20 protein-coding genes are annotated in these 20,847 nt (G+C 62.5%); 8 read left to right on the forward strand and 12 right to left on the reverse strand.

What is annotated here, in order from left to right; genetic code table 11:
- Positions 1–23: 23 nt before the first annotated feature.
- Entirely contained in the window at positions 24–734 is a 711-nt protein-coding gene (locus AC0L3U_RS17900; protein WP_473362598.1) for a glutathione S-transferase family protein, read from the reverse strand.
- Positions 735–843: 109 nt separating this feature from the next.
- On the opposite strand from AC0L3U_RS17900, the gene AC0L3U_RS17905 reads away from it, so the two are divergent.
- Entirely contained in the window at positions 844–1,215 is a 372-nt protein-coding gene (locus tag AC0L3U_RS17905) for a winged helix-turn-helix transcriptional regulator (RefSeq protein ID WP_473362599.1), read from the forward strand.
- 117 nt (positions 1,216–1,332) lie between these two features.
- Here the strand turns inward: AC0L3U_RS17905 and AC0L3U_RS17910 are convergent, their stop codons facing one another.
- The 5 genes from AC0L3U_RS17910 to AC0L3U_RS17930 form a co-directional block, all read right to left on the reverse strand.
- Complete coding sequence (locus AC0L3U_RS17910; protein WP_473362600.1) at positions 1,333–2,175, reverse strand: CarD family transcriptional regulator; 843 nt, start codon at positions 2,173–2,175, stop codon at positions 1,333–1,335.
- A gap of 344 nt (positions 2,176–2,519) precedes the next feature.
- Complete coding sequence (gene fdxA / locus AC0L3U_RS17915) at positions 2,520–2,858, reverse strand: ferredoxin FdxA (protein WP_007599264.1); 339 nt, start codon at positions 2,856–2,858, stop codon at positions 2,520–2,522.
- Between the two features lie 132 nt (positions 2,859–2,990).
- A complete protein-coding gene (locus tag AC0L3U_RS17920; protein ID WP_473362657.1) occupies positions 2,991–3,260 on the reverse strand; it encodes an RNA-binding S4 domain-containing protein in 270 nt (89 codons plus the stop codon).
- 22 nt (positions 3,261–3,282) lie between these two features.
- Positions 3,283–6,705 (reverse strand): helicase-related protein, encoded by a 3,423-nt coding sequence (locus tag AC0L3U_RS17925; RefSeq protein WP_473362601.1) that lies wholly within the window; start codon positions 6,703–6,705, stop codon positions 3,283–3,285.
- A gap of 698 nt (positions 6,706–7,403) precedes the next feature.
- Entirely contained in the window at positions 7,404–8,213 is an 810-nt protein-coding gene (locus AC0L3U_RS17930) for a DUF3108 domain-containing protein (RefSeq protein ID WP_354063450.1), read from the reverse strand.
- A 590-nt stretch (positions 8,214–8,803) separates the two neighbouring features.
- Here AC0L3U_RS17930 and rpmB point away from each other — a divergent pair.
- The 4 genes from rpmB to AC0L3U_RS17950 all read left to right on the forward strand — a co-directional run bounded on the left by rpmB (position 8,804) and on the right by AC0L3U_RS17950 (position 13,948).
- Positions 8,804–9,115 (forward strand): 50S ribosomal protein L28, encoded by a 312-nt coding sequence (rpmB, locus tag AC0L3U_RS17935; RefSeq protein ID WP_026232426.1) that lies wholly within the window; start codon positions 8,804–8,806, stop codon positions 9,113–9,115.
- Between the two features lie 184 nt (positions 9,116–9,299).
- Positions 9,300–10,205, forward strand: a complete 906-nt coding sequence (locus AC0L3U_RS17940; protein ID WP_473362602.1) for a hypothetical protein — start codon at positions 9,300–9,302, stop codon at positions 10,203–10,205.
- 486 nt (positions 10,206–10,691) lie between these two features.
- The gene (locus AC0L3U_RS17945; RefSeq protein ID WP_473362658.1) at positions 10,692–12,725 is read left to right on the forward strand and encodes a hypothetical protein; all 2,034 of its coding nucleotides are present in this window, start codon (positions 10,692–10,694) and stop codon (positions 12,723–12,725) included.
- A 20-nt stretch (positions 12,726–12,745) separates the two neighbouring features.
- Positions 12,746–13,948 (forward strand): hypothetical protein, encoded by a 1,203-nt coding sequence (locus AC0L3U_RS17950; protein WP_473362603.1) that lies wholly within the window; start codon positions 12,746–12,748, stop codon positions 13,946–13,948.
- Between the two features lie 289 nt (positions 13,949–14,237).
- Here AC0L3U_RS17950 and AC0L3U_RS17955 read toward each other — a convergent pair whose 3' ends face one another.
- From AC0L3U_RS17955 to AC0L3U_RS17965, 3 genes are all read right to left on the reverse strand, one after another.
- Entirely contained in the window at positions 14,238–14,516 is a 279-nt protein-coding gene (locus tag AC0L3U_RS17955; RefSeq protein WP_018452941.1) for a DUF1488 family protein, read from the reverse strand.
- Positions 14,517–14,699: 183 nt separating this feature from the next.
- Positions 14,700–14,996 carry a hypothetical protein gene (locus AC0L3U_RS17960; protein WP_456766645.1) on the reverse strand — a complete coding sequence of 99 codons (297 nt, stop codon included), beginning with the start codon at positions 14,994–14,996 and terminating at the stop codon, positions 14,700–14,702.
- Positions 14,989–15,255 carry a hypothetical protein gene (locus tag AC0L3U_RS17965; RefSeq protein WP_085351640.1) on the reverse strand — a complete coding sequence of 89 codons (267 nt, stop codon included), beginning with the start codon at positions 15,253–15,255 and terminating at the stop codon, positions 14,989–14,991. Before AC0L3U_RS17965 ends, AC0L3U_RS17960 begins: the two co-directional genes overlap by 8 nt.
- Before the next feature lie 361 nt (positions 15,256–15,616).
- Here AC0L3U_RS17965 and AC0L3U_RS17970 point away from each other — a divergent pair, with 361 nt between their 5' ends.
- The 3 genes from AC0L3U_RS17970 to AC0L3U_RS17980 all read left to right on the forward strand — a co-directional run bounded on the left by AC0L3U_RS17970 (position 15,617) and on the right by AC0L3U_RS17980 (position 17,967).
- Positions 15,617–15,748, forward strand: a complete 132-nt coding sequence (locus AC0L3U_RS17970; protein WP_007599247.1) for a hypothetical protein — start codon at positions 15,617–15,619, stop codon at positions 15,746–15,748.
- 276 nt (positions 15,749–16,024) lie between these two features.
- The gene (locus tag AC0L3U_RS17975) at positions 16,025–17,362 is read left to right on the forward strand and encodes a DUF2235 domain-containing protein (protein WP_473362604.1); all 1,338 of its coding nucleotides are present in this window, start codon (positions 16,025–16,027) and stop codon (positions 17,360–17,362) included.
- Positions 17,363–17,721: 359 nt separating this feature from the next.
- Positions 17,722–17,967: a PilZ domain-containing protein gene (locus AC0L3U_RS17980; protein ID WP_007599245.1), complete on the forward strand. Its 246-nt coding sequence runs from the start codon at positions 17,722–17,724 to the stop codon at positions 17,965–17,967.
- Positions 17,968–18,150: 183 nt separating this feature from the next.
- Here the strand turns inward: AC0L3U_RS17980 and AC0L3U_RS17985 are convergent, their stop codons facing one another.
- The 3 genes from AC0L3U_RS17985 to AC0L3U_RS17995 form a co-directional block, all read right to left on the reverse strand.
- Complete coding sequence (locus AC0L3U_RS17985) at positions 18,151–18,558, reverse strand: hypothetical protein (RefSeq protein ID WP_456766647.1); 408 nt, start codon at positions 18,556–18,558, stop codon at positions 18,151–18,153.
- A 243-nt stretch (positions 18,559–18,801) separates the two neighbouring features.
- Positions 18,802–19,914, reverse strand: a complete 1,113-nt coding sequence (locus AC0L3U_RS17990; protein ID WP_473362605.1) for an NADH:flavin oxidoreductase/NADH oxidase — start codon at positions 19,912–19,914, stop codon at positions 18,802–18,804.
- 234 nt (positions 19,915–20,148) lie between these two features.
- Entirely contained in the window at positions 20,149–20,847 is a 699-nt protein-coding gene (locus AC0L3U_RS17995; protein WP_473362606.1) for a hypothetical protein, read from the reverse strand.

Consider the following 20,847-nt stretch of genomic DNA (forward strand, 5'->3'; position numbering starts at 1 on the left):
AAGCCGCTCCTCCCCTCCGCTGGTTAGGCTTGCTTGCCATATCGCGCGATGACGTCGGCCAGCGCGATATGGCCTGCGCAGGATCCTGGTCCCGGATCATGGCTCCCGCTCTCCACAGCGGTGGCGTAGACGACCCCGGGATCGGCCTCGAGTTGTTGGCGCAGCGCCGCCAGCTTTGGCCAGCGGCTCCTGTCCGCAACGGCGTGGAAGTCGAGCCAGCGCGCCACACCTGCCAGCAAGGCGTCCGCGAGGGTCGGCCGGTCGGCGAGCAGGAATCTTGCCGGCTCGATCATGGCTTCGAGCTTGTCGTGGCGTTCGATCACCTTTCTCCTTCCGAAGTCCCGCAAAGCCGAGCGCATGGTGTCGTCCATCGCCACGCCTTCCATTGCGACCCAAAGCGGCGCGAAGGCACCGGTAAAGCCGGTGTTCACGAACGCCATCAGCTGGTGCATGCGATCGGCTTGCGGCGACAACGGATCAAAGCTGATGCGCCGTTCGATGTCCCGGGCTTCGAGCCAAGCCGCGATCGCCATGGTTTCCGTCAGCACATTGCCCTGGTCCGTGATGAGTGCAGGCGTCTCGTGTCGGGGATTGATCCCGGCGTATGACGGGCTCAGCATCTCGCCCAGCATGTCGACGCGACACAGGCGATATGGCCTGCCAAGCCATTCAAGAGCTGCAACGAGTCCCATGGAGCTTCCCATCGGGAAGCCGTAAAGTAGGATTGGGTCCATCGATCTATTCTCCGTGATTTCTGATGATCACGCTGCGCAGCGGTCCCGAACCCTAGTCGCTCGCTCCATCAAGTAAATTGCGAACATTTTTGTAACCTGGAGTCCGCCGATGAAAGACCTCGTTTCGAGATGTCCCATCGAGGAAGTGATGCAGATCCTGAGCGGCCGGTGGCCTACGCTTCTGATCTACTATTTGAAGCAGGGCACCAAACGGTTCAGCGATTTGCGTCGGGACAATCCAACCATCTCGCACAGGATGCTCGCCCTCGAGCTTCGCAAACTGGAGGACGCCGGGATCGTGACCCGCACGGAATTCGACGGATATCCGTTGAGGGTCGAGTACGATCTGACCGCCGCCGGCCACACATTGGTGCCGTTGATCGATGCGTTGGGCGCTTGGTGGTCGACGGTTGCGACTGACGCGGGCGGAGACCGCCGCGAGACCGGGCGCGGCGCTTCGGGAAGCGCATCGCGGATTTGATCCCGCTCAGGACCGCATAGGCTCAGAGGCAATTCGGCCCGCTGACGGTCCCTCCGAAACAAAAAGCCCGGCCAACCGGCCGGGCTTTTGATCTGTTGCGATCGACGCGCGAGACGCTTACGCGGCCTCGTCGGCCACCGTGGCGCCACCCTCGGTCTCGTCACTATCGCCCTCGGCGTCCGCATCGGCCTCGCCTTCGGCGGCTTCGGACTTGGCGCCGGTGCGGCGCGGGCTCTTGGCGAGCTGGGCCTCGATCTCCTTGACCGCTTCGGTCTCGGTCGAGTGCTGAACCACCGCGATCTCGCGGGAGAGACGGTCGAGCGCGGCTTCATAGAGCTGGCGTTCGCTGTAGGACTGCTCCGGCTGCGACTCGGAGCGATAGAGGTCACGCACCACTTCCGCGATCGCGACGATGTCGCCCGAATTGATCTTCGCTTCGTATTCCTGGGCACGGCGCGACCACATGGTGCGCTTGACGCGGGCGCGGCCCTTGAGGGTCTCGAGCGCACGCTTCACCAGCGCGGGCTCGGACAGCTTGCGCATGCCGACATTGGCGACCTTGGCGGTCGGCACGCGCAGCGTCATCTTGTCCTTGATGAAGTTGATGACGAACAGCTCGAGCTTCGCGCCGGCGATCTCCTGCTCCTCGATGGCCAGGATCTGGCCGACGCCGTGAGCGGGATAGACGACGAATTCGTTGGCCTTGAAGCCCTGACGCTGGGTCACGATCTTCTTTTCCTCGACCTTCGGCGCAACAGCCGCGGGCTTCACGGCCGGCTTCGCGACAGCGACAGGAGCCTTGGCAGGAGCAGCAGCAACAGGAGCCTTCGGCGCGGCGGGCTTGGCAGCGGGAGCCTTGGCAGCGGGCGTCTTTGCAACAGCGGGCTTGGCGGCAGGCTTGGCGGCCACAGGCTTGGCAACGGTCGCTTTCGCGGCCGGCTTGGCAGTCTTGTTAGGCATTGCGCTTCTTTTGTTCTTCGAGGACTTTGCAGCCGGCGCCTTCGTCGCGGTCCGACCCTTGGATGCGCTACGGCTGGCCGCGGCGACTTTCTTGGCGTCCTTATGGGAAGCCTTCGCTGAAGTACTCTTTTTACGCGTTTTCTGTGACACAGCCTGCGCGCGGAAACTGCCACGCCCCTGTTCGACATTTGGTTTCACGGGAACCCAACGGGGCCGACGGGGCTAACCAGGGTTCGGCTCAATGTGCCCAATATAGCACATTTCCCGCAAAAATCAATGATTTAGGGGTCTTAAGGGCTGGTTTTCGGCGATAACGCCGCTAATAGGGTTAAGTTTGACCCGAATTAGTCGCCGGAACCGGGGTTCGCCGAGAAATACTTGTCGAACTTGCCCTCCATGCCGTCGAAATCCTTGGCGTCGGCGGGTGATTCTTTCTTCTGGGTGATGTTCGGCCAGCTCTTGGCGTAGTCGGCGTTGACCGTGAGCCACTTTTCCAGGCCCGGTTCCGTGTCCGGCTTGATGGCATCGGCGGGGCATTCCGGCTCGCACACGCCGCAGTCGATGCACTCGTCAGGATGGATGACGAGCATGTTCTCGCCCTCGTAGAAACAATCGACCGGGCAGACCTCGACACAGTCGGTGTACTTGCACTTGATGCACGCTTCAGTGACGACGTAAGTCATCCAACGCTCCGAAAAGCTCTTTTAAAAGTCGCGGCTTGCGTAGCGCGGATGGCCCGGCGCCGCAAGCTCAGGAACGGCCGATCATGACGGCTTTATGCGCTTGATCGACCAAGAAATGAATTCAAAGCGCAATTAATTGCGCTGAGAATTCGGATGGCCTTCGCTGAGCTCTTCGTAAAGCACACGGGCCGAGGCGGCGTCGCCGCGGCGCTCGTTGAAGGCGATGACTTTCAAGACGCGCACGGTACGATCGAGCGCGATGGTGAGCACGTCGCCGATCTTGATCGCATGCCCCGGCGACTTCTCGCGTGCGCCGTTGACGCGAACATGGCCGGACTCGACAAGCTCGGCAGCGGAGGTGCGCGCCTTCACCACCCGCGCGTGCCACAGCCATTTGTCGATGCGCTGCCGCTCGGTCGTGGGCTCACTCCTTACGCCCGGACAGCTGCTCCTTCAGCGCAGCGAGTTTTGCGAAGGGCGAGTTCGGATCGACCGGACGATCGCGCTCGCGCGGGGTGGCGCTCGATGCGTAGGGGCGCAACGACGGCCCGCCCTGGCGGTCGCGGCCCTTGTCGCGGTCACGGCCACGATTGTCGCGGCCCTTGTCGCGATCGCCGCCGAACTTGCCCTTGTTGTTGCGATCCTTGTTGTCGCGGTCCTTGTTGCCGCCATTCTTGCCCTCGAAGCGGCGGTTCTTGTCGTCGCGCCCCTCCGGACGCGGCGCGGCTTCGGTGCCGCCTTCGCGCGGCTTGCGGAAGTCCCTGCCGCCATCGCGACCGGAATCGCGACGATGACCGCCGCCATGGCGATGACGCTCACCGCGTTTCTCGCCGTCGGCGGCAGGCGCGGCTTCGCCTTCGGCAGGCGCAGCGCCGGCTTCAGCCGCCGCCTGCGGACGCGGCTGGTGACGCTGGTTGCGATGGCGCTCGTGGCGCGGCTTGCGATCATCGTGACGGCCGGCGGGACGCCAGACCTCGATGAGCTCGGGCTCGGCGGGCGTGGCCGCGGCTTCCACAGGTGCTGCCGCATCGGCCGACGCCGCGGCTTCGGTTGCAGCAGTCTCTGCAGGAGCGGTTTCGGCGGGGACAGTTTCAGCGGGAGCGGTTTCAGCAGCTTCAGCGGCAGCAACAGCCTCTTCCGCAGGTGGCGCGATGCCGGGAGCGTCTTCCGGTGTAACGGAAGCTTCGAGCGCCGGCTCTTCAGGCGCGGGCTCGTCATGCTGCTCCATGCCGGGCGCGTCTTCGACGGTCACAGGCTCGGCGGCGGCTTCGATCGCGGTTTCGGCGGGCGCTGCGGCGTCCTCGACCGGCGTTTCGGTTGCGGGCGTCTCTTCGCTGGAGGCTTCAGCAACAGGCGCCTCGGCAACAACCGGCTTCGCCGGCAGCGGCGGACGCTTGTCCATGCGGTAGCCGAGCGCACGCAGCACCGACGCAAAGTCTTCGCCGGCCGAACCGGTGAGCGACGTCATCGCCTGCGTCACCACGAAACTGCGGCCGTCGAATGCACCGGCGGGCTTTTCGCCGGACGCGTTCTCGCGCCAGGCCAGCGCTGGACGGATCAGATCGGCCAGGCGCTCCAGGATGTCGACGCGCACGGCGCGCTCGCCGGCCTGCTTGTAGCCGAGCACGCGATAGGCATCGCGCGGCAGCTGCTTGTCGACCGGGAACGAGGTGCGGCCGGAGCTCGCCAGATGCTGGGCGCCCGACAGCGCGGAGGGATCGACATTGTCCTGCTTCAGCGCCCAGAGCAGCGCGGCCAGCGCACGCCCGGCCGGCTTGAGCATGCCGGGGAAATAGAGGTGATAGGCGCCGAAGCGGACACCGTATTTGCGCAAGGTCGCGCGCGAGGGCTGGTCGAGGTCCTTCAGCTCGTTGGCGATCTTCGGGCGCTCCAGCACGCCGAGCGCCTCGACGAGCTGATAGGCGATGCCGCGGGCAATGCCGGTGACGTCCTCGGCCTTGCTGAGCTCGAACAGCGGCCCGAGCAGCTTTTCGATGTGCGTCTTGAGCCAGAGCTCGAGCCGGGCCTGCACCTTGTCGCGGGGGGCGCCCGTGAGGCGTTCGTCGGAGATGATGCGGATGCGCGGATGCAGCGCGTCCTCTGCGGCAGACAGCCGCGCCACGGCGTCGCCGGTCCAGCGGATCATGCCTTCCGAGGTCAGCACGAACTGCTCGTCCGGCGCATTGCCCAGTTTTTCGGCGCGCGCGTTGATCTCGCCGGCGAGCACGGCCTGCGCTGCAGCCTGCAACGCTTTCGCATCGGAGCCGGCTTCCGCCGCATCCGGTGCAAAGGTGAAGCCATCGAGGCGGCCGATGACATGGCCTTCGACGATGACTTCGCCGGTCTTGCCGATTTCCGTATTCAAGCTCGTGTTCTCCCGCAGGCGGCGCATCAATACACTGGTCCGGCGATCAACGAAACGCTCAGTCAAGCGTTCATGGAGCGCATCCGATAATTTATTTTCGACCTCGCGGGCGATCCCCTGCCAGCGTTCCGGGTCTTTCAGCCAGTCGGGACGGTTGGCGACGAAGGTCCAGGTGCGAATCTGCGCGATCCGGGCCGACAGCGTGTCGATATCGCCGTCGACACGGTCGGCCTGGTCGATCTGGGTCCTGAACCAGGCGTCGGGGATGCAGCCCTTCCGCATCAGGAAGCCGTAGAGCGTGGTGACCAGCTCGGCATGGGCGGCCGGCGACAGCTTTCGATAATCCGGGATCTGGCAGGCCTCCCACAGCCGTTCCACGGCGTCCTTGCCATGTGCGACATCGCGCACCTCGGCGTCGCGGGCGGCGTGGTCGAGCACGCGCATGTCCTCGGCGATCGGCGCGCGCGTCAGCGCCTCATGGCCGGGGGCCAGGTTCAGGGAGACCTGGAGCGCGCCGAGGGAAGCAAAATCCAGCTTCGAATTGCGCCATTGCAAAACCTTCACGGGGTCGAAGGTGTGGTTCTGCAGCGCATTGACCAGCTCGGGCTCGAACGGCGCGCAGCGGCCGGTAGTGCCGAAGGTGCCGTTGCGGGTGGCGCGGCCGGCGCGGCCGGCGATCTGGCCGAATTCGGACGGCGTCAGCCGGCGGAACTGGTAGCCGTCGTACTTGCGGTCGGAGGCAAAGGCGACGTGGTCGACGTCGAGATTGAGGCCCATGCCGACGGCGTCAGTGGCGACGAGGTAATCGACCTCGCCGTTCTGGAACATCGCGACCTGCGCGTTGCGGGTGCGCGGCGACAGCGAGCCCAGCACCACGGCGGCACCGCCATGCTGGCGGCGGATCAGCTCGGCGATGGCGTAGACCTCGTCGGCGGAGAAGGCGACGATGGCGGTGCGGCGCGGCTGCCGCGTGATCTTGCGGTCGCCGGCGAATTCCAGCTGCGACAGCCGCGGCCGCGTGATCATGGAGACGCCCGGCAACAGCCGCTCGATGATCGGCCGCATGGTCGCAGCGCCGAGCAGCAGCGTCTCGTCGCGGCCGCGGCGGTTGAGGATGCGGTCGGTGAAGACGTGGCCGCGTTCCAGATCGGATGCGATCTGCACCTCGTCGACCGCGAGGAAGGAGACGTCGAGATCCCGCGGCATCGCCTCGACGGTCGAGACCCAATAGCGCGGCGCTTTCGGCTTGATCTTCTCCTCGCCGGTCACGAGCGCGACGGCGTCGGGGCCGACCCTTGCTGCGATCTTGTTGTAGACCTCGCGCGCCAGCAGGCGCAGCGGCAGCCCGATCATGCCGGAGGGATGCGCGAGCATCCGCTCGATGGCGAGATGGGTCTTGCCGGTGTTGGTGGGACCAAGCACCGCAGTGACGCCGGCGCCGGGAAGCCGCTCGGAAGCGAAGGGGGAGGAGGAAAAAGGCATCTGGGGGACTAGGTAATGGCGATTGGGGCGAATGTCAGTGCTGTTTTGGGGCGGTGGCGCGAAGGTCTCGGAAGTCACCTCGCCCCGCTTGCGGGGAGAGGTCGGCGCGAAGCGCCGGGTGAGGGGGCTCTCCGCGAGTCCGTCTGTCACCGCTTCCGTGGCAGCAGCCCCTCACCCCAACCCTCTCCCCGTAAGAACGGGGCGAGGGGGACGAGAGAGCTCCCCAGATCCCGCGCAACTGTCTCACTTTGCGACGCTTTTCCCGTTGGCTTTAAGCTTCGGAACGAGTTGAGAACGAATCGCGGCCGAATCGCTGACTCCCCCTTGAGTCCTGTTCCGTTCTCGCAAGATGTCGCGGGAGGCTTATTGGGTTCGCACTAGATGGAGTTTTGCCCCGCCGCACAAGCGTCGTTTCGATGGCGGAATCGTTAAAGCTGGGGACGGCGCGGAGTCGAATCAGAATCGGGGAGGAGTCAATTGGATTCCCGCTCCCCGCCCCTTCCAAAACAAAAGCGCGAAAACAACCCCATGCACAGTAGGGATGTCATTGAAATTGCTTGTGTTTATTTTCACAAAGAAGGCAGTGCCGTAGCCCGCATGAAGCGGAGCGTAATGCGGGGGGCCGAAGCAAAGAACCCCGGATTACGCTTGCGCTCCATCCGGGCTACGGCAGCTGGGCCGGGCTACGACAGCCCGGCCTACTGCGTCTTCGCGACCCTGGGCGGCTGGGCCGTGGTGATGAAGCTGGTTGCTTCCAGCATGGCCGGCCCGAGCGGGGTCGGCACTTTCAGCCAGAACGGGACCAGGATGCGCGTGCCGGCGATCGGCGCGAACGCGACCTCGATGTTGCGCTGGGCGGCGAGATATTTGATCACCGGACGGTCGGGGATGTAGCCGGCGATGGGCACAAAATACAGCGAGCAGACCACGACCTGGCCGTGATAGCCCTTCTCCGCCTTGACGTTTTCCATGCGCTTGAAATCGAGCTTGAGCTCGTAGCGCATGCGGCCGTCGAACACGGCGGCGCTGCCATGGCAGGCGTCCGCCGACAGCACGTCGCCGGTGCCTGAGACGCGCACCAGCGAGGCCGTCATCGGGTCCCAGACGCCGCGGCGATGCGCGTCGGTGACGACGATGCGGTCGGGATCGACCGGCGGCTCCGGGAGGATGGCAAAATCCTTCACATTGCCCTTGTCGAGCGTGATGCGGATCTCTTCGGTCTTCTTCGAGGTGGTGGTGGAGGCCTGGTAGCCGGTCGCGACCAGCGCGCCGTTGACCACGCGGCCCTGCGAGGCGCCGGTGCCGGACCCGCCCGCGAACGATTTCAGCAGCCCCGAGGTGCCGCCGGAGGCCGCGGCCGCGAACACATCATCCTGGATGTCGATATTCCAGGCGCCCTTGCCGACCGGAATGCCCGCCAGCGTCGCCTCGTATTGCGCCTCGAGCTTGCCCTGCGCCGCCGCGGGCTCCGCCGCCCACGCCAAAACCAGCCCGAAAAGGGCCGCCATGACCCAGCGGCCGGCAGAGCGCGGATGACTTGCGCGTAGCTCCATTGAGCGCAGGCTTGGCGCAAGATGAGGCGTTGTGAGCACGAAACAATCCAATCGGGGCGCGAACGGTTGTTACTTAAGCCAAAAACCGCGCCAAGCAATGTGTCCGGGCCTATCGGCGTCCGGAACTCCACCGGACTCTTCGGGCGCGAATACGCCCTTTATGTGATGGTAAGGCGCGATAATCATTGCCGTTTTGGTGATGGGGGCGGGTCAGAACCGCGCACCTCACCCCGCCACCTCTTCCCCCTCGCCCCGCTTGCGGGGAGAGGGTCGGGGTGAGGGGGCTCTCCTGGGGGGAGGTGAGAATTGAGTACACTCAACCCACAGCGCCCTCGCGGAGACTCCCCCTCACCCGGAATCCGCGCTAATCGCGCGCATTCCGGCCTCTCCCCGCAAGGCGGGGAGAGGCGAAAACAGCAGCCAAAACCTTGACGTCCCGCCGCTTCCCCCCTATACGTCCGCCCGCTCCCTGCAAGGACAGAGAATTTGCCCGTGGCGCCCCGAATGGCGGCCGCACATCGTTGGGAAAGATTGAGGATTTTGCCATGTCTCGCCGCTGCGAATTGACGGCCAAGGGCCCCCAGGTCGGCCACACGGTCAGCCACTCCAACATCAAGACCAAGCGCCGCTTCCTGCCGAACCTGGTCAACGTGACCTTCATCAGCGAAGCGCTGGGCCGCAACGTGCGCCTGCGCGTCTCCACCAACGCGATCAAGAGCGTCGACCACAATGGCGGCCTCGACCCCTTCCTGCTCAAGGCCAAGGCCGCTGTGCTGTCGCCGCGCGCCCTCGAGCTGAAGCGCGCCATCCAGAAGAAGGTCGGCCCGACGCCGGCGCCGGAGAAGAAGGCGAGCTAAGAGTTTTCGAATTGGGCGAGGGTCTGCGTCACGAGGCGTAGGCTTAGCCGGAAGAGTTTTGCATTGCGGCCGGATCGGAAGATCCGGCCGTTTTTGTTATGTAGCACGCGAAGCTACGCCACTCGGCTGGGTTGTACCGCCTCCTCAATCGTGCAACTGTTTCAGAACATGGGGGGAAAGCCGCGTGTCGAATGCGGTTCAGGTCTGGAATCCAGACGACTGGGAAACGTTCGCACTGAGCCTATTGCAGAACAGGCACGGTGCGCTGAGCGTGCACAAGATCCCTGCGGCTCACAAAGGTGACCTGGGCCTCGACTACATCTGCGTATCCGAGTTGGCTGCCTATCAATGTTACGCAGTTCGAGAACCCATCGACATTGCGACTCGCGCGGATCGGCAGAAGACCAAGATCACGACAGACACGAGTAAGCTGGTTGCGAACTCGTCGGATATCTCGAAGCTATTCCTAGGCAACAAGATCAAGCATTGGATACTCTTAGCGCCTTTGCATGACAGCAAAGAAGTCAATCTGCATTGCGCAAAGAAAACTACCGAGCTTCGAAAGCTCAATTGTCCCCACCTCGATAGCAGCATTGAAGTCGGCATTCACGACCTCGCGTGGTTTGCGACTGGCGCTGTCGCGGCAGGAATGATCACGCTGAATACTATTCGATTAAACGTTCCTCCACCAACTCCTGAGGAATTGGACCACTGGCAAGTTGGATCGGCAAATCTTGTCGCCAACGCAACACACAAGTTGGCTAAGCGAACAGGCTCGAAAGAGGTCCAAGACGCGGTCGCAGAAGCTGCGAAATCGTTTCTTCAAGGACAATCTGTACTCGATGCTCTGCGTTCAAGCGCGCCGGACCTTCACGAACAAATCGTTTCGGTCGTAGCAAACCATTCCAGAAGATTGAGTTTCGCCGGACCTAAAGGCGGCCCCACGCCGACCTCAATTCTCAACACTGAAATTGATAGTTTGATCGGCTCCATCGCGACTGCCGCGCCGAGTCTTTCTGATGATCTCGTGCAGCATATTGCGTTAGGGACAATCTCCGAATGGATCATGAGATGCCCACTGGATTTTTAACACAATGCCAATTGAGACCCCGCTACGGAAATTGTTCGACGCTCCATTTTCATTCAAACCTCGACCGGAGCCAATCGCTGGCGACCTGAGGATGTCTTGGGGCATATCTGTACTTCTTCTAAGCCTGCTTTACAGCCGAGGAAAAAAGGCGAGCTTCCAAAAGCTTCAATTCTTGGCGCACTCCGTTCGAATAGCTGAGGGGCGTGACGATGTAAGGGCGCTGCTCCGCGCCGAACTCCGGCCATCAGATCTCTCGGTTCGAGTAGAACCTTGGCTGAATAGAGCGATTTCCTACGGCTACGCGCTTGGCGTCGTTTCCGTCGACAAGGGGAAAGCCGTTTCCCTGACTGACAAAGGCATTGCGGTTGCGGATCAAATTCAACAGAGCGGCGCTCTCTCGGAAGAATGCGCGTTCCTGAAGGATGTGGCACCTAGAGTCACGGAAGCCCTACTCCGACGAATCTGGCGAATGGAGGATCTGCTTTGATGCTACGCCTGAGGCACCTGCGGTTGCGCGCTGAAACTTCGGGAGGCTTATATGGCGCCGACCTTGCATTTGGCGCTGGGTTGACCGTGATCTGGGCGGACAACACCAAAGGCAAGTCAACTTGTATGCAAGCAATGCTTTACGTTTTGGGTATGGAGCGAATGCTCAGCCCTCGACGAGAAATACCACTGCCACATGCCATGACGAGCTACGTCGAGGACAGCCATAGAGAACGACACGCGGTACTCGAATCTAACGTCGCATTAGAAGTCGAGAATGGCGCCGGCCAGATAATTACAATCCAACGACCCGTGAAATCACAACTCGACAACCGCCTAGTCACAGTTGATTTCGGGCCGACATTGACGGCGTCCGACGCGAAGCCGGCTCGTAGAAACTTCTTTGTTAGCGATCCTGGCGCCGCCTCGCGCGAGGACGGCTTCCACCGCTTCTTAGAAAATTTCATTGGATGGGAGCTTCCAACGGTTAAGCGATACGATGCCGCTGACGGCAAACTGTATCTGGAAACAGTATTCCCATTATTTTGGGTGGAGCAGAAGATTGGCTGGTCCGCTATTCCGGCGGCAATCCCAACGTATCTGCGGATTCGCGAAGTGCACAAACGAGCGGTTGAGTTTATCATGGATCTCGACGTTCCTCGTCTAGAGCTTCTTCGCCAGCAGATCACCGAACAGCTAGCTACGAACGCACACGAGTGGCGTTCTTGCTTGGAAGACATTGATCGTACTGTCCGCAGGATCGGCGGCAGGATTGAAGCCCTTCCCCTTAAACAGACTTCAATCCTTGACGACTTGCGCCAAGCCCACGTGCTAATCGCCGACAACACGGAATGGATTTATCTTAATGTTCTCATGACTCGACTCCGAGCCCGCGTATCGACGCTGGGCAATGCCCCGATTCCAGAAGTGGGGGCCTCGGCCGATAAGCTAGGTGAGGAATTGGGCCTCCTAAGCCAAAGAGTAGATGAGCTGAACGCCACCAGGCTATCCGCTCATGGCACCAAACAGCTTAAAGATGCAGACATGGCCTCCCTAGGTCGGCGGATAAGGTCGTTGGAGGAGGACTTGCAGAAGAACCTCGATGTCCAAAAGCTTCAACGCTACTCCGGCAGCATGGTTGAGCTTACTCCCGACCGCTGCCCGACGTGCGAGCAGGCATTGATCGACACCCTTCTGCGACAAGAGGCTCTCTCGGCAGTAATGCCAATCGAAGACAATATTGAGTACCTTCGCTCTGAGCTCAGAATGTTCAAAGATATCCTCGCTCGAGAGCTAGAAGCCAGCACATCACTGAATCGAGATACAGAAGCCTCAGATAAAGAATTAACGGAACTCTATGCGCGCATCCGCTCGCTTCGGACCGACCTGATCTCGCCGAACACCTCTCCATCACTTGCTGCTGTCGAAGAGCGAGTTCGCACTGAAAACCGCCTACGCGAACTAGAGGAGATAGAAACGGCTTTTCAACGCGCAATCGAGCGACTTGGGATTGCTTGCCAAGAATATACGAGACTATTGGCCGAACAAGCCGCGCTACCGCGCGAGAAACTTAGTTCAGACGACACTTACAAGCTGGCCCAGCTAACTCGGATCGTTCGGGAGCAAACGAAACAATTTGGCTTCAGCACATTTGATCCCAATGAAGTCGGAATTTCTGACGATAGTTATAGGCCCCAAAAGGAGGGCTTCGAAATTGGATTTGAAACATCCGCAAGCGACGCAATCCGGCTTAAGTGGGCGTATCAGCTCGGCTTGCTTGAGCTAGCCAGCCTGGAGACAACTAACCATCCTGGCTTGCTCGTGTTTGACGAACCAAGGCAACAATCCTCCGCAAGAGTTAGCTTCCAACAACTGCTTCAGCGGGCTTCGTCTGCAAAGTCACGAGGGCAACAGGTCATCTTTTCGACGAGCGAGGATTTGACGCTATTGAAAGGCATCATCGTAGGCTTGGATTGCGAAGCGCTCATTTTTCCCGGCTATTTAATCCAACCACTCCATTCCCCACCGTCATGACAGGGCCGGAAGGAATCAACGTGGCGGACTCGGACTTGGACCCGTACGCGGATGACCCCTTCTTCAAGCGGCACCCCGACCCAAAATGGAATGCCTGCATTGGCGAGCAGGGTGATGAGGAGAATTATCTAGATGGATACGTCGATGCCGCCTTGCAGTTGTCTCAAATTGTGATTGAGAACAACCTGTTAGCGAAGCGCGACACACTAATTTTACCCATTCTCTACAATGCCCGACACGCAGTCGAACTCGTGTTGAAATTTGCCACAAGCTATCTAGAGAGGGCGGCGGTGGTACCGCGAGCTTCAGGTCGTCCCACGCACAATATCCGCGCATATTGGGAGCGACTCGATCGCGCATCGGTGGGAGACGAAGTGATCTGCAAGAAACTCGCAGCCCTCAAGCCGTTCGTGGACAGCCTCTCGCGAATCGACCGTGATGGCCAGGAACTTCGATATCCGCTCAATCAGTTTAGTGATCCAAGTCTCTCTGCATATTCCCTTGCAAATCTCCAGGTCATTCAGACGAGTCTCACCGATCTCTCGAGTATAATCGACGTGCTGAAGAACCGAGTCGTCTCTTTCGCTGAGGAGCGCCGAACCGGCCTTTTCACAAAAGGCTGCTCTCGACGAGATCTCGTGGCAATTGCCCATCTCATGCCGAGAAGGGAGTTCTGGCGCAGCGCTTCGTTCGATATACAAAAGGCATCAGTCAAGATTAGATTTAATCTCTCAAACCGACAGTTCTCTCAGGCACTGGACGCGATTCAAACCGCGCGCGAGACCAGAGCCATTCTTGGGATTGAGACTGGCCTCCTCCACCTCTCTGACGAAGAGATCGTGTGGACCGCAGAACAGTGGAGGCGAATACACCCCAAGGTCCGCGAGGGAGGAGGCTCCGTGAAAGCGTTCGACCGGGCTTGGGTTGAAAGGATGAATGAGGAACAGAAGGAGATGGTCACCGTCATTGATGCGGTCCACCAAAAGATTTCGGGCTCAAAGTTGAGCGAGCTGGAAGCGATGTTTTACCTAGGGCGCGACGGAGTCTATCCAGAACATTTCGAAGTCTATGTCGAGCGGAAAGAGAAGGAGCACGCCGCCGCCGGCGACCCGAAATCAAAGATAGTGCACCTCATGACTAAGACCAACTTTGTTCATTCAGTCACGATTGCTGCAACTAAGCTTGGTCGTCTCTCCCTGGCGACGCAACTATCACTGAAGTAGGGAGCTACCCGACACACTTGCGGCAAAGGGGGAAGTACGCGTTCTCTTGCTCAATTCCCTATCGATACACGATATTCGCCGGGAGCGTCTCTGGAAGGGACTGACCTGTGGAGTTCGACCGCAACACCACACCGAAAATCGGCGGCATTGGTGTGGCGACTCCGGCAGCGATATCTCCACAAGTCCTGAAGCTTTATGGCTGACAGCAAGACGGACAGGCGCGGCGCAGCGAGCGTGGTCTACGATCTAGGGTAGTCACGATGACGGAGCCGAGATGCGGTCCGCCCTCCTACCCCCGAAAATCAATGCTCCGCAGCACGATCCCCGGCGGGGTGCCTTCGAACTCCGTCGCCTGATATTTGCGTCCGGTGCAGGCTTCGATGCGTTCGCGCAGGCGCGTGAACTGCTCTTCGCGCTCGCTGGGCCTGGCGCGCGGGCCGCGCTCGAGGTCGTCCATCGCGGAGGTGGAGATCGCGCAGGCGATCTCCTTTGCGCCGTCCTGCATCGAGAACTGGACGATGCCGCGGTCCTGGTCGTGGGCGATGAAGCGGCTGCTGGTGAGCGTCATGGGGTACTCCTTCTGCGTCCGCGCGGCGTGCAATTGCGCACCGGGGCGCCGGTCAGCCTTCGAAGCACGCTGTGGCACAAGCCTGCACAACAACTGACTTCGGTGGTTATGGGTCCCGGCCTTCGCCGGGACGACGGGTGTGTTTGCGAGCGTTTCGCGATGGCGCCACGACTTGGCTCGCCGTCAGCCGTCGCCGTTGAGCCTTGCGAAATCGTCGAACAGGGCGGCCACCAGCGCGCGATGGCGGGTGTCCTCGGCGGGCAGGCTCGCGGCATAGAGGTTGAGCAGATGGCGGGCCTTCACGGCGGCCTCCGGCCAGGACGCGGCCGGCACCGACATCATGCGGTTTTCGAGATCGGCCTCGCGCTCGCGCAGCTCCCTGACCTGGGCCTCGACATCGGCCAGCGCGCGGCGCAGATCGGTTGCCTTCTGGGCGGCCATGCCGCGGTGGCTGTCGAGGTCGACCGGGATGTCAGTCATTTGCCGCACTCGCATCGATACGTTGGGCATCCGCCAAATCGACCGAGCCGATCGACAGCATCTCCGTCGCACCGCGCACGCCTTCGGAGGGCACCGTGATCATGGTGGCGACGCGGCGATAGGACGCGAACGACAGGCCCTCGATCATCTCCTCGTCGGTGACGACCTCATAGGCGCCGGCCGGCAATTCGCGTTCGAGGCCGCGGATGTGGAATGGATGCTTGAAGGTGATGGTTTCTCGCCGCGAACGGATGGTCATGCGCGCCTGCCTTTCGCAAAGAAGGGGCCCCAACCGACGCCAGCTGGTCGCGACCATGCGCTCCTTGCGCGGCAATAGCCAGCTTTATGTCAGCGCGGGCCGGGACTTAAGGCGCAAGCGCGGTGCTCGTGCGCGGCGTTTTAGTCCTCGCCATCGGCAGGGCGCGGGCGTACGCTCGACCACGTCAGCGCAGCTCACGCAATTGCCGCGCGTCGATGTTGCGCTGCATCTTTCGCGCCTCGTGTGCGCGGCGGCGATCTTTCAATGGTTCGGGCGGGTGCATCTCACAGCCCTGCCCAGCGACCATCGCAGCGCCGATCTCGCACGCGGACGAACTCGAAACCCAGGAGGAGACGACGTCATGGCCAAGGGACAGCAACGCAGCAACCGCGAGACCAAGAAGCCGAAGAAGGACAAGATCAAGACCAGCGCCGCAGCGCCCAGCCGCAAGGATGCGGCGTGGCAGCCGGAGATCGGCCAGAAGAAGAAGTAGCGGACGGATCAAAGCTATCGCCGCGGAGCAGGTGCTTCTTCACCTCGCCCCGCGTGCGGGGAGAGGTCGGAATTCGCGCGGAACGCGCGGATTCCGGGTGAGGGGGACTCTCCGCGAGTCCATCTCTCACCTCGCTTGCTGAGGCTCCCCCTCACCCCACCCTCTCCCCGCAAGCGGGGCGAGGGAGAGCAGGCACTGCGCCCTGCATCACCATCTCCCTCTCCCTACCGTTTTCCGCTATACTCGCCCGGGTAGCATCAGCGGGAGGGGTATCCTGTGGAGCACGAGCGCAACGCCGAGCATACATCCGAGCCGAAGAACCTCGTCATCTGCTGTGACGGCACCGGCAACGAGATCTCCGAAAACATCTCCAACGTCCTGAAGCTCTATCGCTGCCTGCGCAAGACCGACAAGACGCGGCCGCGGCAGATGGTGTTCTACGATCCCGGCGTCGGCACGGTGACGGAGCCGTCGACGTGGCACCGCTGGAAAGCCAACGTCAACCTGGTGCTGGGGCTCGCCACCGGCTACGGGCTCGATGACAACGTGCTGTCCGCCTATTGCTTCCTGGTTCAGCATTACGCGCCCGGCGACAGGATCTATCTGTTCGGTTTTTCGCGCGGCGCCTATACCGTGCGGGTGCTGGCGGGGCTGATCCACAAGATCGGCCTGATCTCGCCGGAGCAGGCCAACCTCGCAGGCTCTGGCCTCGTCGCCTACAAGCAATATTCCGGCACCGGGCGCGGCAACGATGTCAGCGACCTCATCGACGAGGGTTTTGACGACAGCGGGCCGCTGCCGAAAAACAAGTTCGATCTCGCCGCCCAGTTCGCGCGCATTACTTCGTCGCGCTGGCCGACCATCCACTTCATCGGCGTCTGGGACACGGTGGCGAGCGTGATCGTGCCGCGCGCCGACCGGGGCTATTTGCCGAGCTTCGAGGAGCTCGCCTTCACGCTGCGCAATCCCAGCGTCAACATCTTCCGCCAGGCGATCGCGATCGACGAGCAGCGCTGCATGTTCCGCCTCAAGGCGTATGAGGAGCCGCAGGAGTACTGGCGCAACCGCTTCGTGCCCGATCACAAGAAGGAGCCGCAGGACATCCTGCAGGTGTGGTTCGCCGGCGTGCATTGCGACGTCGGCGGCGGCTATCCGGAAGCCGAGAGCGGCGAGTCCAAATATCCGCTGCTCTGGATGATCGAGGAGGCCGCCAAGGCCGGGCTGAACTTCAACCCGCGCACGGTGAACCAGCTCGCCTGGGGCATCCAGCGCAAGAACTCGCCGTTCCAATACGTGCCGCCTGAATACACCGGGAAGGTGGGCGAGCTGCACAATTCGATGACGGCGGTGTGGCGCGTGCTGGAGTATCTGCCGAAGCGCGCGATCTACAAGGAATGGCCGGAGCGGAAGGTGTTTCTCGGGCTCTACATCCCCGATTGCGAACCGCGCCTGATCCCCGAAGGCGCGCATGTGCACGAGAGCGTGGTGAAGCGGATGGCGGTGGAGCCGGGCTATCGGCCGGTGAATCTGCCGAAGGATTATGTGACGGTGCCGATGCCGATGCCGCCGCATATGGGCATGGCGGCGGAGGCGGGGGAGATCGTGGTGGGGTGAGGGCCTTCCCTTCTCCCCCTGTGGGAGAAGGTGGCATAGGCGGCCTTCGGCCGCCGCTCTTGAAAACGCCGATGCTTCGCATCGGCTATAGCGCCGGATGAGGGGTATGCCTCCGCACACTCTAGAGTTCGATACGCGGAGAGAGACCCCTCACCCGTCTCAATCGCGCTTCGCGCGATTGATCCACCCTCTCCCACAAGGGGAGAGGGGAAAGCAGAGCACCCCGCTACCGCCGCTTTCTCCATTCGCCGACACTTTTCATTAAAATTCTCGCCCCCGCCTTAGCCGGATCGAATCAACTCCTGGGCATCATCTCCCAGACCACCCGCGCCATCCGCGGAAATTGGAGGAGAGTGCCAATGCATCCGCGACGACATGCCCGCGTCAAACCCGCGGGCCTCGTGTCCCGCCAGGCCAAGATCATCACCGACCCGCGCGCGCCGGTGATCCCCTGCACGCTGATCGACTATTCGCCGGGCGGCGCCTGCGTCGATCTCGGCGGCCAGGTGAAGATTCCCGATCGCTTCGAGCTGCTGCATGTGAACACCAAGAAGCGCTGCCGCGTGGCGTGGAAGCGCGGCACGAAAGTGGGCGTGGTGTTTTAGGGGAAGCGAGACGTCAGCTTGATCACCCTCTCCCCTTGTGGGAGAGGGTGGCTCGCCGCAGAGCGGCGAGACGGGTGAGGGGTCTCTCTCCGCGGGTACATCTCTCACAGTCGGATCTGCGGAGAGAGACCCCTCATCCGGCGCTTCGCGCCACCTTCTCCCACAAGGGGAGAAGGAAGAAACCTACTTCCGCATCCGCGCCTTTGCGCCCGCGACGATCTGCATCGCGACGCCGGCGATCCAGCCGAACAGGGCGAACCAGCTCCACGCGATGTGCGGCTCGAGGCGGAGCACGATGATGGCGACAGAGGCGAGCGCGGTGAGCGTGGCGCAGAGCGTGCCGGCGGCGCTCAACAGTTCCGCGGCGTCGATGTCGCCATGGGCCTCGTCGAACGGCAGCTGCGGCGTGTCGATGCCGAGATAGAAGCCGACGAAGCCCAGCACCATCATCAGCAGCAGGAAGCCCTCGGTGGTGAGCGCGGGTATAGCGGATCCCACATAAGCGCCGACGAACAGCCCGCACGCCGCGCCCGCCATCGCAAGCCCCACGCGCTCGATGACGTGGGCAGCTTTCCGGATACGAAACCGCATGGCGGGCCTCCGTGAGGCGTTGAACGCACGCGAGGTTAGGCCAGATTTGGCGGAGGTGGAAGGTGAGACGCGTTACGGATGCGTGAGGGGTGTTGCCTCCCTCTCCCCGTTCTTACGGGGAGAGGGTCGGGGTGAGGGGCCTCTCTCCGCATGTGAGATCATCGCCGCACATGTACCCCCTCACCCGCATCCCATCGTCGATGGGATGCGACCTCTCCCCGCAAGCGGGGCGAGGTAAAGAACTCACCGCGCCCCGAACGTCGTCTTGCCGAACAGCGCCTTCTGGGTCGAGGGCTGCGAGCGCCAGTATTGCGGGGGTGCTTCGACCTCGCCGCCGAGTTCGGCTGCGGCGTGCCAGGCCCAACGCGGGTCGTAGAGCAAGCCGCGGGCGAGCGCGACCATGTCGGCCTTGCCGGAGGCGACGATCTCTTCGGCCTGCTTCGGCTCCGTGATCAGGCCGACGGCGATGGTGGGCAAACCGGTCTCGCGCTTGATGGCCTCGGCAAACTGCACCTGATAGCCGGGGCCGAGCGCGATCTTCTGCAGCGGCGAGACGCCGCCGGAGGAGGCATCGATCCAGTCGACGCCGCGCGCTTTCAGCGCCTTGGCGAATTCAATCGTCTGCGCCAGATCCCAGCCGCCCTCGACCCAGTCGGTCGACGACACCCGCATGCCGACCGGCTTGTCGTGCGGGAACACCGCGCGCACCGCGTCGTAGACCTCCAGCGGGAAGCGCATGCGGTTCTCGAGCGAGCCGCCATATTCGTCGGTGCGCCTGTTCGAGATCGGCGACAGGAACTGATGCAGCAGATAGCCGTGCGCGCCATGCAGCTCGATGGCGTCGATGCCGATGCGGTCCGCGCGTTTCGCCGCATCGACGAAGGCGTCGCGGATGCGCTTGAGGCCGGCGGCATCGAGCGCCAGCGGCGCGGCTTCGCCCTCCTTGTGCGGCAGCGCCGACGGCGCCACGGTCTGCCAGCCGCCCTGGTCCTGCGGGATCAGCTGGCCGCCGTCCCAGGGCCGCGCGCTCGAGGCTTTGCGGCCGGCATGCGCGAGCTGCATCGCGATTGCCGTGGACGAATGTTTCCGCACCGAGGTGAGGATCTGCTTCAGCGCGGCCTCGGCGGCATCGCTGTAGAGCCCGAGGCAGCCCGGCGTGATGCGGCCGATCGCCTCGACATGGGTCGCCTCGATGCAGAACATCGCCGCGCCCGACAGGCTGAGATTGTTGATGTGGGTGAAGTGCCAGTCGGTGGGAACGCCGTCCTCGGCCGAATATTGGCACATCGGCGACACCACGATTCGGTTCTTCAAATTCAGGCCGCGCAGCTTGATCGGGGAAAACAGGGCGCTCATGCGGGGGAGTTCCGGGGATGGGAGGGATGGAAGCGATTGCATGAAGTTTAGTGGGCGGATGGCGGATTGCCACCTGCGCGGCGGGAATGGCCGCCCCAAGGGCCATGCATTGCGGTGAGGGTTTGGCGGCAATCCTCCACTCGTCGCTGCCAGCGCAGCGAAGCCATCCAGAGTCTTTCCGCAGCGGCAGTCTGGATTGCTTCGTCGCTTCGCTCCTCGCAATGACGGGGTGCCCTAATCCACATCCTCGAACTTGCCCGGCTGGAGCTTGCCCATGCGAATGTGGCCATCGGGCAGGAGTTCGCCATCGGCCTCGGCCGAAAACTGGATGGTGTTGCCGCCGCCATCGCGCTTGGTCGCCTTGCCGAGCGGGCCGAGCTTATCGGCGAGCGCGGTGTCGTCGACCACGAACACGCGGTATTCGGTGAGATGGAAGCGACGCGGCGCCTGCCATCTCAGCGCCGGCACGGATGTGCGCATGTCGCCGTCGGTCTTGACGTCGATGCTGCGGCCGGTGACGTCGCGGAACAGATCCGGCGCATCCACCAGTCGCGCGCGGCCGCCCGCGATCGCGTAGAGGTTCAGCGTGACGATATGGCGCTCGCTGCGGAAGCTGACGGCGACGTAGCGCGAGTCCGGCGACCATGAGGCGTGGAAGGCATCCGGCGCGGAGTCGAGGATGTTGTCGTCGTTGACATTGTCGAGTGTCATCAGCCGGCGATGGCCGGGCTCGGCCATCAAATAGATGCGGAACTTCTCGGAGCCGGCTTCGCCCTCGCCATGTGCGGCAACGGAGAGTTTTCCATTCGGCGCGCGGCCGCCCTGGATGATGGCATATTCGTTCTTGCCATATTTGTGCTCGGCCGTGGCAAAGGCCGGCGATGACGCGGCGAGCGTGACGGCAAGAGCGAGGATGGCGCGGTAAGGAATCAT

It is taken from the genome of Bradyrhizobium sp. Kon69 (assembly GCF_055807515.1).

Bases quoted from the DNA above. Each gene is read 5' to 3' on its own strand.
- AC0L3U_RS17995 (WP_473362606.1), bottom strand. From the start codon at position 20,847: ATGATTCCTTACCGCGCCATCCTCGCTCTTGCCGTCACGCTCGCCGCG.
- AC0L3U_RS17900 (WP_473362598.1), bottom strand. From the start codon at position 734: ATGGACCCAATCCTACTTTACGGCTTCCCGATGGGAAGCTCCATGGGA.
- AC0L3U_RS17985 (WP_456766647.1), bottom strand. From the start codon at position 18,558: ATGCGGTTTCGTATCCGGAAAGCTGCCCACGTCATCGAGCGCGTGGGG.
- AC0L3U_RS17905 (WP_473362599.1), top strand. From the start codon at position 844: ATGAAAGACCTCGTTTCGAGATGTCCCATCGAGGAAGTGATGCAGATC.
- AC0L3U_RS17965 (WP_085351640.1), bottom strand. From the start codon at position 15,255: ATGACCATCCGTTCGCGGCGAGAAACCATCACCTTCAAGCATCCATTC.
- AC0L3U_RS17930 (WP_354063450.1), bottom strand. From the start codon at position 8,213: ATGGCGGCCCTTTTCGGGCTGGTTTTGGCGTGGGCGGCGGAGCCCGCG.
- AC0L3U_RS17945 (WP_473362658.1), top strand. From the start codon at position 10,692: ATGCTACGCCTGAGGCACCTGCGGTTGCGCGCTGAAACTTCGGGAGGC.
- AC0L3U_RS17990 (WP_473362605.1), bottom strand. From the start codon at position 19,914: ATGAGCGCCCTGTTTTCCCCGATCAAGCTGCGCGGCCTGAATTTGAAG.
- fdxA (WP_007599264.1), bottom strand. From the start codon at position 2,858: ATGACTTACGTCGTCACTGAAGCGTGCATCAAGTGCAAGTACACCGAC.
- AC0L3U_RS17910 (WP_473362600.1), bottom strand. From the start codon at position 2,175: ATGCCTAACAAGACTGCCAAGCCGGCCGCGAAAGCGACCGTTGCCAAG.
- AC0L3U_RS17960 (WP_456766645.1), bottom strand. From the start codon at position 14,996: ATGACTGACATCCCGGTCGACCTCGACAGCCACCGCGGCATGGCCGCC.
- AC0L3U_RS17955 (WP_018452941.1), bottom strand. From the start codon at position 14,516: ATGACGCTCACCAGCAGCCGCTTCATCGCCCACGACCAGGACCGCGGC.
- rpmB (WP_026232426.1), top strand. From the start codon at position 8,804: ATGTCTCGCCGCTGCGAATTGACGGCCAAGGGCCCCCAGGTCGGCCAC.
- AC0L3U_RS17925 (WP_473362601.1), bottom strand. From the start codon at position 6,705: ATGCCTTTTTCCTCCTCCCCCTTCGCTTCCGAGCGGCTTCCCGGCGCC.
- AC0L3U_RS17980 (WP_007599245.1), top strand. From the start codon at position 17,722: ATGCATCCGCGACGACATGCCCGCGTCAAACCCGCGGGCCTCGTGTCC.
- AC0L3U_RS17970 (WP_007599247.1), top strand. From the start codon at position 15,617: ATGGCCAAGGGACAGCAACGCAGCAACCGCGAGACCAAGAAGCCGAAG.